The sequence below is a fragment of the Microbacterium sp. 22179 genome (genome assembly GCF_052045715.1).
GTDB classification, from domain to species: Bacteria; Actinomycetota; Actinomycetes; order Actinomycetales; family Microbacteriaceae; genus Microbacterium; species Microbacterium galbinum.
Map to the genome: position 1 here is coordinate 177,615 of NZ_JBQEPJ010000002.1, position 14,513 is coordinate 192,127.

Here is a 14,513-nt window from a genome sequence, read left to right on the forward strand (position 1 = left end):
ATGCATCGTAGGGGGTCGAGGTCGGCATACGATGAAGGGCTATGTCCTCTCCCGTGATCTCCTTCCCCCCGGAGCTGCCCGTCAGCGCGGCCCGGGCGGAGATCGCCGACGCCATCCGCGACCACCAGGTCGTGATCGTGGCCGGTGCCACGGGTTCGGGCAAGACCACGCAGCTTCCCAAGATCGCCCTCGAACTGGGGCGCGAGCGCATCGCGCACACGCAGCCGCGACGTCTCGCCGCCCGCACGATCGCGGAGCGCGTCGCCGAAGAACTCCAGGTCGAGCTGGGCACCCTCGTCGGCTACAAGGTGCGCTTCACCGACAAGGTGTCCGACGACACCCGCATCGCGCTGATGACCGACGGCATCCTGCTCAACGAGATCCACCGCGATCGGTTGCTCACCCGCTACGACACGATCATCATCGACGAGGCGCACGAGCGCTCCCTCAACGTCGACTTCCTGCTCGGCTACCTCGCGCGCATCCTGCCCGAGCGCCCCGACCTCAAGGTGATCATCACCTCGGCGACGATCGACCCCGAGAGCTTCGCGAAGCACTTCTCCGCTCCCGGCCCGGGCGACGACCGAGTGCCGGCGCCGATCATCGAGGTCTCCGGCCGCACCTATCCGGTCGAGATCCGCTACCGCCCGCTGGTCGCCGACGCCGACGCCGACGAGACGGATGCCCCGTCATGGGTCCCTGAGCCTGTCGAAGGGCCCGAGGACGAGGTCTCGGCGATCGTCGCGGCGCTCCGCGAACTCGACCGCGAGGAGCCCGGCGACGTGCTGGTCTTCCTCCCCGGCGAGGCCGAGATCCGCGACGCCGCCGACGCCGTGCGGGGCGCGTATTCGAAGGACCGCTCCCCCACCGAGGTGCTCCCCCTGTACGGGCGCCTCTCCGCCGCGGAGCAGCACCGTGTGTTCGAGCGCAGCCGAGTGGCGGGCGTCCGCCGCCGCGTGATCCTCGCGACGAACGTCGCCGAGACGAGCCTCACGGTTCCCGGCATCCGCTATGTGATCGACACCGGCACCGCCCGCATCTCGCGCTACAGCAACCGATCGAAGGTGCAGCGTCTGCCGATTGAGGCGATCTCGCAGGCATCCGCGAACCAACGTTCCGGTCGCGCCGGTCGCACGAGCGACGGCATCGCGATCCGCCTGTACTCGGAGGACGACTTCGCCAAGCGGCCGGAGTTCACCGAGCCCGAGATCCTGCGCACCTCGCTCGCCTCCGTCATCCTGCAGATGCTGTCGCTCGGATTCGGCGACATCTCGGACTTCCCCTTCCTCACCCCGCCCGACTCGCGCGGTGTGAAGGCGGCGTTCGACCTGCTCACCGAACTCGGTGCGGTCGAACCGTCGCGGCGCGACGGGTCCCCGCACCTCACGCGCATCGGCCGCGACATCTCACGCATGCCGATCGACCCGCGCTTCGCCCGCATGCTGATCGAGGCCGGGCGCCACGGCGTCACCCACGATCTGCTGCCGATCGTCTCGGGCATGACGATCCAGGACGTCCGCGAGCGACCGGAGGAGCGCCGCGAGGAGGCCGACCGGCTGCACGCGCGCTTCGTCGACCCGACCAGCGACTTCATCACCCTGCTCAACCTCTGGAACCACCTGCGCGAACAGCAGCGCGAGCTCGGATCCAGCGCGTTCCGCCGCCTCTGCCGCTCCGAACACCTGAACTACGTGCGCGTGCGGGAGTGGTTCGACGTGCACCGCCAGCTCAAGACGCTGGTGAAGAGCGCCGAGCCGAAGGGCGACGGCAGCAGCGATCCCGACGCGATCCACCGGGCGATCCTCGCGGGACTCCTCTCGCAGATCGGACTCCTCGACGAGCGCACCGCCCCCGCTGGCAAGACGCACGCACCCGCGAAGGACAAGGGGCGCCGCATCGCCGAGTACCGGGGGGCACGCGGCATCCGCTTCTCGATCTTCCCGGGGTCGGGTCTGCGCAAGAAGAGCCCGCGCGCGGTCATCGCGGCCGAGATCGTCGAGACCTCGCGCACCTTCGCCCGTACCGTCGCCGCGATCGATCCGGCGTGGGCCGAGCCGCTCGCCGGCGACCTCGCCAAGCGCCAGGTCACCGAGCCGCACTGGTCGAAGGATGCCGGCGCCGCCGTCGCCTACGAGAAGGTGACGCTGTTCGGCCTCGAGATCATTCCGCGCAGGCGCGTGCAGTTCGCGCGCATCGACCGCGCGGCCTCGCGCGAGCTGTTCGTGCGGCAGGCGCTCGTCGAGGGCGAGTGGGATCCGAGCCGCATCGACAAGCGCGTGAGCGCCTTCTGGCGCAGCAACGCCGAGCTGCGCAAGCGTCTCGAGAAGCTCGAGGAGCGCGAGCGCCGCCGCGACATCCTCGCCGGTGACGAGGCGGTGTTCCGTTTCTACGACGAGCGCATCCCCGCCGAGGTCTTCGACGTGCGGTCGTTCGAGACCTGGTGGCGGGAGGCGCTGACGACGACGCCGAAGCTCCTCGTCATGCGCGAAGCCGATCTGATCGACGACGACGGGCGGGCCTCGCAGAGCGAGTTCCCCACCCGCTGGACGCAGGGCGACCAGGTGCTCGGCCTCGCCTACCGGTTCGAGCCGGGCGCCGCCGATGACGGTGTGAGCGTCGTGGTGCCGCTCGCCCTGCTCGCCCAGATCGAGGACACCGGGTTCGACTGGCAGGTGCCGGGGCTGCGCGCCGAACTCATCACGGGCCTGCTGCGTGCGCTGCCCAAGGCGATCCGGCGTCACGTCGTGCCCGCCGCCGACTGGGCCGACAAGTTCGGCGCCGAGCTCGCGGGCCAGGGCCCCGAAGACCACGACGGTCGCCCGAGCAGGTCGTTGAAGGAGGCGCTCGCGCGCCTGATCCAGCCCCTCGCGAACCAGCTCGTCTCGGCCGCCGACTTCGAAGACGAGCGGGTGCCCGCTCATCTGCGCATGAACTTCCGTGCGGTCGACGAGCGCGGGCGCGTGGCCGGTTCCCACCGCGACCTCACGACCCTGCAGGCGGAACTTTCCGACCGCGCGCGCAGCAGCGTCGCGCGCTCGATCGCGAAGCCCGAACGCGGACCGCGCGCACGGGGTGGTTCCGAGGCCGTGGCCGCGGCATCCGCTCGGGGTCCGATCGAGCAGGCGGGTCTCACCGCCTGGACGTTCGGCGACCTTCCCGAAGTGCTCGATACGCGCGTCGCCGGTGGCGTCGTGCGCGGCTACCCGGCGATCGTCGACGAGGGCAAGAGCGTCGCGGTGCGCGTGGAGTCATCGGCGGATGCCGCGGCCGACGCCACCCGTGACGGCGTGCTGCGCCTCGTGCTGCTGGCCGTGCCGTCGCCCTCGTCGTACGTGCAGCAGCACCTCACCAGCCAGGAGAAGCTCGCCCTCGCGGCATCGCCGTACCCGTCGGCGGCCGCGCTCATCGAGGACTGCCGTGCGGCCGTGGCGCGGAAGGTGATCGACGCTTCGACAGGCTCAGCGACCGGGGGTGTCGGCATCGTGCGCACCGAGGCAGACTTCGGTCGGGTGCGGGATGCCGTGTCGGCCGCGCTCGTCGACGAGCTGTTCGCATGCGTGTCGCTCGTCGCCCGCATCCTCACGCAGTCGCGCGAGGTCGAGCGCGGCATCAAGTCGCAGAACTCTCTCGCCCTCCTCGGGCCGTTGAACGATATCCGCACGCAGCTCTCGGGGCTGCTGCATCCGCGCTTCGTGTCGGCCGCCGGCGTCGACCGGATCGCGCATTTCCCCCGCTACCTGAGCGGCATGGTCGACCGGTTGAAGACCCTCTCGTCGGAACCCGGCAAGGACCGCACGCGCATGAGCGAGTACGAACGGATGGCGAAGGCCTTCGAGGATGCCGGGGGCACGATCCCGCTCCCCCGCGGTGCCGCTGCGTCGCTCGTCGAGACCCGCTGGCTGCTGGAGGAGTACCGGGTGAGTGTGTTCGCCCAGCGCCTCGGCACCGCGCAGCCCGTGTCGCCGCAGCGCATCATGAAGGCCCTCGCGGGGAAGTAGCGCGGGTAGCCTGAGGGCATGGCTCGCGCGATCGTCTACACCGAAATCGGCTCCCCCGACGTCCTCCACCTCACGGAGGTGCCCGATCCCCTCGCCGGCCCCGGCGAGATCGTGGTGCGCATCGAGGCCGCGGGCGTCAACCCGATCGATGCGAAGATCCGCGGCGGACGCCGCCCCTCGCCTCCCATCACCGAACCCCGCCCGGTCGGCTTCGACGGTGCGGGTGTCGTCGATCAGGTCGGCGACGGTGTGGAAGGCTTCGCGGTCGGCGACCGGGTCGCGATCCGCGACGCCCACGGCACCTACGCGTCAGCCCTGCTCGTGCGCCCCGAGAACCTCGCCCTCCTGCCCGACGCGGTGACCGCCGCGGAGGGCGCCGGCATCGGCATCCCCGCCGGCACCGCCTACCAGGTGCTGCGCTCGCTCGCCGTGGGCCCCGACGACGTGCTGCTCGTGCACGCGGGTTCCGGCGCCGTCGGCCAGGCGGCCGTGCAGTTCGCCGTGGCGTGGGGCGCGACCGTGATCGCGACCGCCAGCCCCTCGCGCCACGCGCAGCTGCGCGAGCTCGGCGCGATCCCCGTGGCCTACGGCGACGGCCTGCTCGAACGCGTCCGCGACGCCGCGCCGTCCGACGTCACCGTCGTGTTCGACGGCGCCGGCACCGACGAGGCCATCGAGGTGTCGCTCGCGCTCGTCGCCGACCGCGACCGCATCGGCACGATCGTTCGCGGACCCGATGCCGCATCGTTCGGCATCCGCGCCTTCTCGGGCGGCTCGCCGGTCCCGCTCACCGACGAGGAGCAGGCCTGGCGCGCCGAGGCGCTGCCGAAGACCATCGAACTCCTCGCCAGCGGCGACTTCGTGATCGAACTCGGACCCGAGCTGCCCCTCGCCGAGGCCGCCCGGGCCCACGAACTCGTCGAGGCGCACGTCGCGGGCAAGATCGTGCTGGTGCCGTAGGTCGCGAGAAGAGTCATTCTCCGTACCTGGGCAACCATCGCACTCCGTCCGGCCCGATGGGGACGCGGCTGTCCGGTGCGGTCTCCAACTCTTCCATCAGCGGGATGAAGACCTCCCACAGCGCCCAGTCGTCGGGATTGTTGCGCACCTCCGGTCGCATCGTCGCCCTCTGTCGGCAGCCGAGCGCGAAAACCGTAGAGGTCCTTGTCTCCACGCGCGAGCCGGACCTCGAGGTCGTCCCCGACAACGATCGCGCTCGCCAGGCGGAACTGCTCGAGAGTCTCCCCGAGCTTTCGACTCGCTGTCGACCAGACTCGCTCGACAGCCTCCGAAAAAAGCTGCGCAGTGTCCGCCGGATCCTCCGAACGGGGCATGATTCTCCTCTGACTCGCCGGGCAGATGACGCCCAACACTCTGTCAGTTCACCAGCGCTCGTGGAGACCGGCTCCGAATCTGTGGAGAGATCGCCCGCCGCGCGCTTTAAGACAGCGACTTCGCGCGAACTGCAGGATCGAATGACAGTTGTCGGACGAATCTCGTCAGAACGTCCGACATTCGTCCGTCGATCCTGCAAAACGGTCACCCGCCACAACCGACTCCTCAGTCGCTCGGCGCGACCGCCCGGCCGATCGACAGCATCAGGCGGTTCGCCCAGTTGAAGAACGCCGCGCCGTGGATGACGTCGGCGATCTCGAGATCGTCGAGCCCCGCCGCGCGCAGCCGCTCCACCTCGGCCGTCCCGAAAGCGCTGGGCGTGTCGGTCAGCGCGACGGATGCCGCGACGATCGCGTTCCACCGCTCCCCGAGGTCCGCGCCCACACCCTCGTCGAGCAGGAGGTCGACGTCGTCGGGGCGCTTGCCGTGGTGCGCCGCGAAGCGGGAGTGCACCGAGGCGCAGAACACGCACCCGTTGCGGCGCGAGGCGGCCGTCGCCGCGAGCTCGCGATCCGCCCGCGGCAACCCCTCCGCCACGTTGTAGAAGATGTCGTTGTCGACGAGCGTGCGCGCCTTGAGCACTTCGGGGTCGCGCGCGAGCAGCCGGAAGTAGTCGTTCTTCGCACGCGCCGCATCGACCAGACCCTCGTAGTGGCGATCGGTCAGCTCCTCGACCGCGAGCGGCGCGAGATGCGGCGTCCACCCGACGTTCGCGCGCGTGAACGCGTGCGGATGCGGCGAATCGGCGTGGCGCAGCGGGCTGGCTGTGCGGGCATCGACGGAGGTGGGAGATGTCATACGAGAACCTTCAATCCGGTGACGACGCGCTGCTGGAACGCGAGGAACGAGACGAGCTGCGAGAGGGTGACGATGCCGTCGGCCGACCACCCCGCCTCGACGAGACGACCCAGGTCGTCTCCCGAGGCCTCACGCGGGCGCAGCACGAGCAGGTGCGCGTGCGCGAGGGCCGCGGCGAGGCGCTCCCCGAGCGCGGCGACCGCGGCATCCGACGGGGTGTAGCGCAATCCATCGGTGTTCTCGGACTGCAGACCCAGCTCCGTGTACGCGCCGAAGGGGCCTGCGACCGCCGCGGACGCGGCCTCGGCGAGCGCGACCGCCGAGCGCTCGGCATCCGCCTCCTGCGCCCGTGCGGCGTAGAACGCCGCCGTCGGGTCGTCGGCGCCGGCGAGAGCCGTCGCGAACGCCGCGACGATCTCGCGCTCGGCCTGCGACACCTCCGCATCCGAGACGGGGGCGAACAGCGCATCGAAGCTCGCCTGCAGCTGATCGCGGGTGACGGGGCGACGGTGCCGCAGAGCGTCCAGCTCCGGCGTCACCCCCACGATCCGGTCGACGACGTCGTGAGTCATTTGTTCTCCTCGAGTGTGTGGGATGTGAGCGTCTGGGACACGGAGTAACCGAGGGCCGGGGCGACCTCGCCCGCGAAGAGCTCGATCGAGCGCAGCACGTGCTCGTGCGGGGCATCGACCGAGTGCACCTGGAAGGCGACCTCCGTCGCCCGGGCGAGGGTGGTGTCGGCGGAGAGCGACTCGGCCACCTGCTCGGGCGTGCCGAGGTGCGTGTCGAGCGCCGCGATCAGCTCGTCGAGACTGTCGCCCGGGATCGTCTGCCCCTGCGCCCGGAACCCCTCGGCGGCGCGGCGCAGACCGACCTCGGCGAAGCGCAGCGCCTCGGCACGGTCGTCGGCGACGAACACCGTGCGCGACGCCGTGATGCGCGGGGCGACGCCGGTGGGCAGCGCGGCGAGATAGGTGTCGATGATCGGATCCTGCAGCGCCGACAGCGGCGCGTGCGGCGCCTCCGCCGAACGCGGCTGCGTGCGCGAGAGCAGCAGCCCGTGCCCGCGGATGCCGGCGCGATGACCGCCGGGAGCCGAGAAGGTCGCCTGCCAGACGCGTTCGGCGAGCGTGGAGGTGTCGGGATAGATCGCGTTGCCCGCGCCGACGTCCCGCCCCTCCAGGGCGTCGACCAGAACCTGGAGCTTGCGGTCGTAGGTGGCGGCCTTCGCGCGCACGTCCTCCCCGAAGGGCACGAACGACGACGGGGTGCCGCCGCTGCCGAGCCCGAGATCGACCCGCCCGCCCGAGAGCAGATCGGCGACCGCGGCATCCTCGGCCACCCGCACCGGATCCTCCAGCGGCAGCGTCACCACTCCGGTTCCGAGGCGGATGCGCGAGGTCTGCGCGGCGACGTGCGCGAGGAACACGAGCGGCGAGGGCAGCCCGCCCTCCGCGGCGTGGAAGTGGTGCTGCGCGACCCAGGCGCGGCCGATCCCGTGCCGTTCCGCGTGCTGGATCTGCGCGGTCGCGAGCGCGTACCGTTCGGCCGGTGGCGCATCGTCGAGCAGCCGGGTGAAGAAGGCGACGGTGGGAGCGGATGCCGTCATGCGGGCACCTCCGTTCTGCCGGGGACCGCGGCGAGCAGCTCCCGGGTGTAGTCGTGCTGGGGGTCGTGGAAGAGTTCTTCGGTCGCGCCCTCCTCGACGATGCGCCCGTGCCGCATCACCGAGACCGTGTGGCTGATGCGGCGGACCACCGCGAGGTCGTGCGAGATGAAGAGGTAGGTGAGTCCGAGTTCGCTCTGCAGCGAGGCGAGTAGCTCGAGGATCCGGGCCTGCACCGTGACGTCGAGAGCGGAGACCGCCTCGTCGAGCACGACGATCTCGGGGTCGATCGCGAGCGCACGGGCGATCGCGACGCGCTGGCGCTGACCGCCCGACAGCTCGCTCGGTCGGCGCTGCGCGAGATCCTGCGGCAGCGAGACCCGATCGAGCAGGGCGAGGGATCGCTCCCGCCGTTCGGCCCGGGTGCCCACGCGGAAGCTCTGCAGCGGCTCGGCGACGATGTCGACCACCCGCTGCCGCGGATCGAGCGACGCGAACGGGTTCTGGTACACGAGCTGGATCCGCCGGCGCAGCGCCCGGAGGCGCTCCCGCGACGCATCGGTCACATCCGCGCCGTCGACCTCGATCGTGCCGGCGTCCGGTTGCAGGAACCGCGTGACCAGACGCGCGGTCGTGGTCTTGCCCGAGCCGGACTCCCCCACCAGCGCGTGCGTGGTGCCCTTGCGCACCCGGAAGGACACGTCGTCGACCGCGCAGAAGCGCTCGCGCCCCGCCACCCGGAACTCCTTGACCAGGTTCGCCGCGACGATCGCATAGGGCTTCTCGGCCGCGACCGCCGCCGCATCGCGCAGGAACGGCGGCGCCTCGGGGCGCCGGAAGCCCGTCGTGAACGCGGGAGCGTCGGCGAGGAGCCGGCGGGTGTAGGCATCCGTCGGCGCCTCCAGCACCCGTCCGCTCTCGCCCTGCTCGACGATGCGGCCGTCCTTGAGCACGACGATCCGCTGCGCGCGATCGGCCGCGACACCCAGGTCGTGGGTGACGAGGAGGATGCTGGTGCCCTCCTCCTCTCGCAGTTCGTCGAGCAGGTCGAGCACGCGGCGCTGCACCGTGGCGTCCAGCGCACTCGTCGGCTCATCGGCGATCAGCAGCCGGGGGCGCAGGGCGATCGCCGTCGCGATCAGCACGCGCTGGCGCATGCCGCCGGAGAGCTCGTGCGGGTACTGCTGGGCGCGCAGCGCCGGATCGTCGATGCCGACCCGGTCGAGCAGTTCGATCACCCGCGCGCGGCGGGCCCGGCGATCCCGGTGACCGTGCAGCCGCAGGATCTCCTCGACCTGCGCCCCGATCGGACGCACCGGATCGAGCGAGGTCACCGGATCCTGCGGCACGAGGCCGATCTCCGGACCGCGGATGCCGCGCAGGGCACGGTCGCTCCAGCCGGCGATCTCGAGCTCGCCGAGGCGCACGCTGCCGCCGTCGACCCGTCCCCCGGCGGGGAGCAGGCCCAGGATCGCGTGCGCGGTCGTGGACTTGCCCGATCCCGACTCGCCCACGAGGGCCAGGGTCTCGCCCTCGGCGATCTCGAACGAGACGCCGTGGACGGCCGCGCGGGCGCCGTAGGAGACCTTCAGATCCTGCACGCTCAACACGCTCATCGGACGTTCCTTCCCAGACGGTGGCTGATCCTGTTGGCGCTGAGCACGACGGCCACGACCACGAGGCCGGGCAGCGCGGTGAGCCACCAGGCGGTCGCGACGTAGTTGCGGCCCTCGGCGATCAGCAGCCCCCACTCGGGGGTGGGCGGCGGGGCGCCGTAGCCGAGGAAGCCGAGGGTGGAGATCGCGAGGATCGCCGTGCCGAACTGCAACGCGGCGAGCGCGGCGATCGGGGTCAGCGAGTTGGGCAGCACGTGCCGCCGCAGCACGGTGACGAACGTGCCGCCGCTGCCGTAGGCGGCCTCGACGTACTCGGTGCGCCGCACCCGCGCGACCTCGGCGCGCATGAGCCGCGCGAACGCGGCGACGCTGCCGAGCCCCACGGCGATCGCCGCGTTCACGGTGCCGAACCCGAGCAGGATGATCACTGACAGCGAGAGCAGCAGGCCCGGGATCGCGAGGAGCACGTCGACGACCCGCATGAGGATGTCGTCGATCACCCCGCCTAGCGCGCCCGCGACCGCACCGATGAGGGTGCCGAGGGCGAGGCCGACGGTCACCGCGATCAGGGCGCCGGAGAGCGAGTGGACGGCGCCGTGCACGACGCGGCCGAAGAGGTCGCGGCCGAGGGTGTCGGTACCGAACCAGTGCACGGCGCTCGGCGGCAGCAGCTTGTCGGCGGGCACCGCATCGATCGGGCTGCCCGGCGCGAAGACCCCGGGCACCACGGCCCACAGCACAGCGAGCGCCACGACGAAGAGGGAAAGGTATAACCCCCACGGACGCGCGCGCGGTGACCACCGTCGGCGTCGCCGCGAGGACTCGTTAGCCGCGGCATCCGTCTTCTCTGCTACTTGCTCGATGACGGCGCTCTCTGCGACGGCGTTCTCTGTGCCGATGTTCGCTGTATCGGCGGGCGAGACGGAGACGGTCATGCGGGAACCTCCTGGGCGTTCTGCGAGGGAACGGTTCGCGAGGCGGCGGGTGCCCGTCGCGCCCGCCCACGGCCCGTGCGTCGCTGCCGTGGATCGATGAGCGGCGTGACGAGGTCGACGGCGAAGCTGATGATGACGAACCCGAGCGCCGACAGCAGCACGACGCCCTGCAGCACAGGGATGTCCTGGTTGGCGACGGCCTGCTCGGTGAGCCGTCCGATGCCCGAGCGTCCGAACACCGTCTCGGTCACGACCGCCCCTCCGACCAGCTCGCCGAACAGCACGCCCGCGATCGTGAGCACCGGCAGAGCGGCGTTGCGGGCCACGGAGCGCGTGAGCACCCACACCGGCGGCGCCCCCTTGGCGCGCACCACCGTGATGAAGGGTTGCGCCTGCACCTGGTCGATCGCGCGCACGAGCACCTGCGCCAGCGGAGCCGAAATCGGTACCGCGAGCGTGAGCACGGGAAGGATCAGACCGCTCACCGGATCCGCACCCACGACCGGCACCCAGCCGAGCCCGAACGAGAAGACCTGGATGAGCAGGATGCCGAGCCAGAACACCGGCACCGCGACGAAGAGCCCCGGCACCTGGCGCAGACCGTCGCGCAGCCACCCGAACGGCGACAGCGACGACAGGCCCGCGACGAGCACCGCGATCAGCAGCGCGACCACGAGGCCCAGCGAGGCGAGCAGCAGCGTCTGCGGCAGCGCCTCGGCGAGCATCGTCAGCACCGGGGTGCCGAACTGGGTCGAATAGCCGAAGTCCCCCGCGAGGAACCCCAGTCCCGCGTGCAGGTACTGCTCCCACCAGGGCAGGTCCGCCCCATAGGTGGCGCGGATGCTGTCGAGCTGTTCGGGAGAGAGCCCGAGGCTCGGGTCCGAGAACTTGATCAGGATCGCGTCGCCCGGCAGCAGCTGCAGCAGGAAGAAGGTGGCCGTGAAGGCCGCGATCAGAACGATCGCGGCCTGCCCGGCTCGTCGGAGGACGAAGGTCATCAGTGCTCCTGCAGCCAGACGCCCGAGAACGTCGGACGGGCGACGGACTCGAAGTCCACGCCCTGCACGTAGGTGGCGGCGCCGTACACCTGCGGCTCCTCGAACAGCGGGATCACGTACGCCTGCTCGGCGATGTAGTCCTGCGCGGCCTCGGTGGCCGCGACGCGCTCGTCGGCGTCGGGCTCGGAGGCGATCGCGAGTAGCAGCGCGTCGAGCTCGGCGTCCTGCGAGATCAGCACGTCGCGGTTCTTCGTGAAGTACTGGCTCTTGATCACGTCGAGATCGGCCCGGCCGACCATCGAGTGGTAGAAACCGGTCTTGAGCGGGTCGCGCGTGTCTTCGGCGTAGGTGCCGGCGTCGCCGGGCTTGACGGTGAGCTCGACGCCGATCTTCGCGAGCTGCTGGCCGACCAGTTCGAGCGACTGCTTCGACAGCGGCTGCGGCTTGGCTTCGTAGACGGTGATCGACAGGCGCTCGCCGTCCTTCTCGCGGATGCCGTCGGCTCCGGGCTCCCACCCGGCCTCGTCGAGCAGCTCCTCGGCCTTCTCGGGGTCGTAGGCGTAGTGCTCCGACTCGTCCTTGTAGCCCAGTGCCTGCGACGAGAGCACCGACGTCGCCACCGGGTAGTTCTCGGTGAAGAGCGTGTCGACGACCTCCTGCGCGTCGACGCCGGCGATGATCGCCTGCCGCACGCGGATGTCTGCGAGCAGCGGGTTCTCGGGGCGCAGCGCGATCGAGTTGTTCACGCCGCGGGTCTGCGGGGCGTAGAGCGTGAAACCCGCGGCCTCGACGCGGTCCTCGTCGAACGCCTGCACGTAGCGCACGTAGTCGGCCTGGCCCGAGAGCAGCGAGCCGATGCGCACCGAGTCCTCGGGGGTGATGAGCACGTGCACCGCGTCGAGGTAGGGGCGGCCCTGGTTCTCGGCGCTCTCCGGCGCCCACGCGTAGTCCTCGCGCGCGGCGAGCGTGTACTCGGTGCCGAGCTTCTCGTCCGAGACGGTGAAGGGGCCGGCGCCGACGATGTCGGCGGCGTTGCCCGCCCCGAAGTCCTCGATCGTGCCGTCGAGCGTGTCGGACGACAGCAGCCCCGAGTTGATCGTCGAGGTCGCCTGCAGGAATCCGGGCGACGGCGCCGTGAAGCGGAACGTCACGGTGTCGTCGTCGACGACCTCGCTGCTGGCGTAGTTGTTGATCGCCTCGGAGATCGTGAGTCCGCGATCGGCGTCGCCGAGGCCGTAGGTGTCGAAGTTCTTCGCCACGACCGCGGCGTCGACCGGGGTGCCGTCCGAGAACGTCACATCGGGCTTGAGGTCGAACGTGTACTCGGTCGCGTCGTCGTTCACGGTCCAGTCGGCCGCGATCCACGGCTCGATCTCGAGCGTTTCCGGGTTCTGCCACGTGAGCCGGGCGGCGATGTTGTTGACGATGCCGCCGTTGGGGTAGAAGCCGGCCTGCGGCGGGTAGAGGTTCGTGTAGGCCTGGTGCTCGAGGTAGGTGAGGGTGCCGCCCTCGACGGGGTCGCCCGCCTCGGTGGGCACGTCGGACGGAGCCTGCGACGAGGAGCAGGCGACGAGGCTCGCCGCGAGGGCGAACGGGAGTGCGAGGGCGGCGACGCGGGTGATGCGACGTGTCATGCGAGGGTCCTCCGGAGGGGTGTGCGGTGCGGGATGGGGTTCACGTTAGGCAGAGCGATCGGTGCCGTGCGGCCGTGCGGTCACGCGTCGACACCGCTCGACACGAGCCGACTCGACCCGACTCGCGGGGTAACACTCAGGCGCTCCCGGAGGGTCGATCCCTCGCGTCCGAGCAGCCCGCGGCGGCGCAGTTCGGGGGCCGCGAGACGCGTGAACGCCTCGAACTGCGCCGGCTGGAAGGCCGAGAGAACGTTGAAGCCGTCGACGGCGCCGGCATCGCGCCAGGTCTCGAAGTGGTCGGCGACGGATGCCGCGCTCCCCACCACGAACGCACCGGGAACGGCGTATGCGGCGACCAGGTGCCGCCAGGTGAGCGAGGTGCCGCGAGCGGACCCGGAGACCTCGAGCCCGGCGATGCGGGTGAGGCGCTCGATCAACGCCGCTCCGCCCTCCCCCAGCCGGTCGGCCTCGGCGGCCGTCACCGGGGCGTCGAAGGCCGCGGAACGGAGCGGATCATCGGCCGGGATGCCGAGCGCATCCGCGAGGGCGGTGACCGAGCGGTTCGCGGGGAAAGCCGGACGAGATCGCTGATGCTCCTCGGCCAGCGGGACGAGCGAGAGCAGCCGCACCACGATGGCCTGCGCCTCGGCATCCGTCTCCCCGACCACGGGCAGCACCGGGGCGATGACCCGCACCGCCTCCGGTGAACGCCCGGCCTCGGCCGCGAGCAGCCGCAGGCCCGTGCGCGTCGCCACCGCATCGGCCAGTGAGGGCGCGGCGATGAGGGCGAGGTCGGCCTCGGTCGCGGCGAGCGCGCGCGAACGCGGCGAGGTGCCCGCGTGCACGATCGGCAGGCGTCCCTGCGGGGGCCGCGCGACGTTCAGCGGGCCGGTCACGCGCACGTGCGCCCCCTCGACCCCGGCCTCGCGGAGCCCGTCGGGGTCGATGAGCACGCCGCGATCGGCATCCGCGATCCAGGCGTCGGCGCTCCACGAGTCCCACAGCCGGTCGAGCGCCGTGACGAACTCCTCGGCGCGGTCGTAGCGGCTCTCGTTGTCGGCGTGCGCGTCGCGGCCGTGGTTGCCGGCCGCTCGCGGCTCGACGCCGGTGACGAGGTTCACCCCGGCGCGACCGCCGGTGAGCACGTCGAGCGAGGCGAGCGCCCTGGCCGTCGCGTAGGGGTCGGCGTAGGTCGTGTTGACCGTGGCGATCAGCCCGATCCGGGAGGTGACCCCGGCGAGGAAGAGCACCGCGCTCAGCGGGTCGATGCGCGCCAGCAGGTAGGGGTCGCGGAACTCCAGATCCGGACCGGTCGCGAGCCAGTCTCCGAAGAAGAGGTAGTCGAGACCCGCCTCCTCGCCCAGCTCGGCGATGCGTCGGAGCACCGCGGCGTCTCCGGCGGGATCGCGATGGGCGCCGGGGTGGCGCCAGCCGGAGGGATAGGCGCCGAGGGTGCGCACCATGGCGCCGATGATGAGTGGTTCGGTCATGCCCGCCACGGTAGGAGCGCGGATCGCCCCGTGCTCGGTCGGC

At 71.3% G+C, this 14,513-nt stretch carries 10 protein-coding genes; 2 read left to right on the plus strand and 8 right to left on the minus strand.

What is annotated here, in order from left to right:
* Nucleotides 1–41 precede the first annotated feature (41 nt).
* Both hrpA and ACTJKK_RS05895 read left to right on the plus strand, forming a co-directional pair.
* Complete coding sequence (hrpA, locus tag ACTJKK_RS05890; RefSeq protein ID WP_440747308.1) at nt 42–3,998, plus strand: ATP-dependent RNA helicase HrpA; 3,957 nt, start codon at nt 42–44, stop codon at nt 3,996–3,998.
* An 18-nt stretch (nt 3,999–4,016) separates the two neighbouring features.
* Nucleotides 4,017–4,958 (plus strand): quinone oxidoreductase family protein, encoded by a 942-nt coding sequence (locus ACTJKK_RS05895; protein ID WP_440747309.1) that lies wholly within the window; start codon nt 4,017–4,019, stop codon nt 4,956–4,958.
* 600 nt (nt 4,959–5,558) lie between these two features.
* Here the strand turns inward: ACTJKK_RS05895 and ACTJKK_RS05900 are convergent.
* The 8 genes from ACTJKK_RS05900 to ACTJKK_RS05935 form a co-directional block, all read right to left on the minus strand.
* Complete coding sequence (locus ACTJKK_RS05900; protein ID WP_440747310.1) at nt 5,559–6,191, minus strand: alkylhydroperoxidase domain protein; 633 nt, start codon at nt 6,189–6,191, stop codon at nt 5,559–5,561.
* Complete coding sequence (locus ACTJKK_RS05905) at nt 6,188–6,763, minus strand: CMD domain protein (RefSeq protein ID WP_440747311.1); 576 nt, start codon at nt 6,761–6,763, stop codon at nt 6,188–6,190. Before ACTJKK_RS05905 ends, ACTJKK_RS05900 begins: the two co-directional genes overlap by 4 nt.
* Nucleotides 6,760–7,800 (minus strand): putative FMN-dependent luciferase-like monooxygenase, encoded by a 1,041-nt coding sequence (locus ACTJKK_RS05910; RefSeq protein ID WP_440747312.1) that lies wholly within the window; start codon nt 7,798–7,800, stop codon nt 6,760–6,762. Before ACTJKK_RS05910 ends, ACTJKK_RS05905 begins: the two co-directional genes overlap by 4 nt.
* The gene (locus ACTJKK_RS05915; protein ID WP_440747313.1) at nt 7,797–9,413 is read right to left on the minus strand and encodes a dipeptide ABC transporter ATP-binding protein; all 1,617 of its coding nucleotides are present in this window, start codon (nt 9,411–9,413) and stop codon (nt 7,797–7,799) included. Before ACTJKK_RS05915 ends, ACTJKK_RS05910 begins: the two co-directional genes overlap by 4 nt.
* Nucleotides 9,410–10,348 carry an ABC transporter permease gene (locus tag ACTJKK_RS05920; protein WP_440747314.1) on the minus strand — a complete coding sequence of 313 codons (939 nt, stop codon included), beginning with the start codon at nt 10,346–10,348 and terminating at the stop codon, nt 9,410–9,412. Before ACTJKK_RS05920 ends, ACTJKK_RS05915 begins: the two co-directional genes overlap by 4 nt.
* A complete protein-coding gene (locus tag ACTJKK_RS05925) occupies nt 10,345–11,346 on the minus strand; it encodes an ABC transporter permease (RefSeq protein WP_440747315.1) in 1,002 nt (333 codons plus the stop codon). The genes ACTJKK_RS05920 and ACTJKK_RS05925 overlap by 4 nt, the downstream gene beginning before the upstream one ends.
* Nucleotides 11,346–12,980 (minus strand): TIGR04028 family ABC transporter substrate-binding protein, encoded by a 1,635-nt coding sequence (locus ACTJKK_RS05930; protein WP_247624909.1) that lies wholly within the window; start codon nt 12,978–12,980, stop codon nt 11,346–11,348. The genes ACTJKK_RS05925 and ACTJKK_RS05930 overlap by 1 nt, the downstream gene beginning before the upstream one ends.
* 80 nt (nt 12,981–13,060) lie before the next feature.
* The gene (locus tag ACTJKK_RS05935) at nt 13,061–14,470 is read right to left on the minus strand and encodes an NtaA/DmoA family FMN-dependent monooxygenase (protein WP_440747316.1); all 1,410 of its coding nucleotides are present in this window, start codon (nt 14,468–14,470) and stop codon (nt 13,061–13,063) included.
* Nucleotides 14,471–14,513 lie beyond the last annotated feature (43 nt).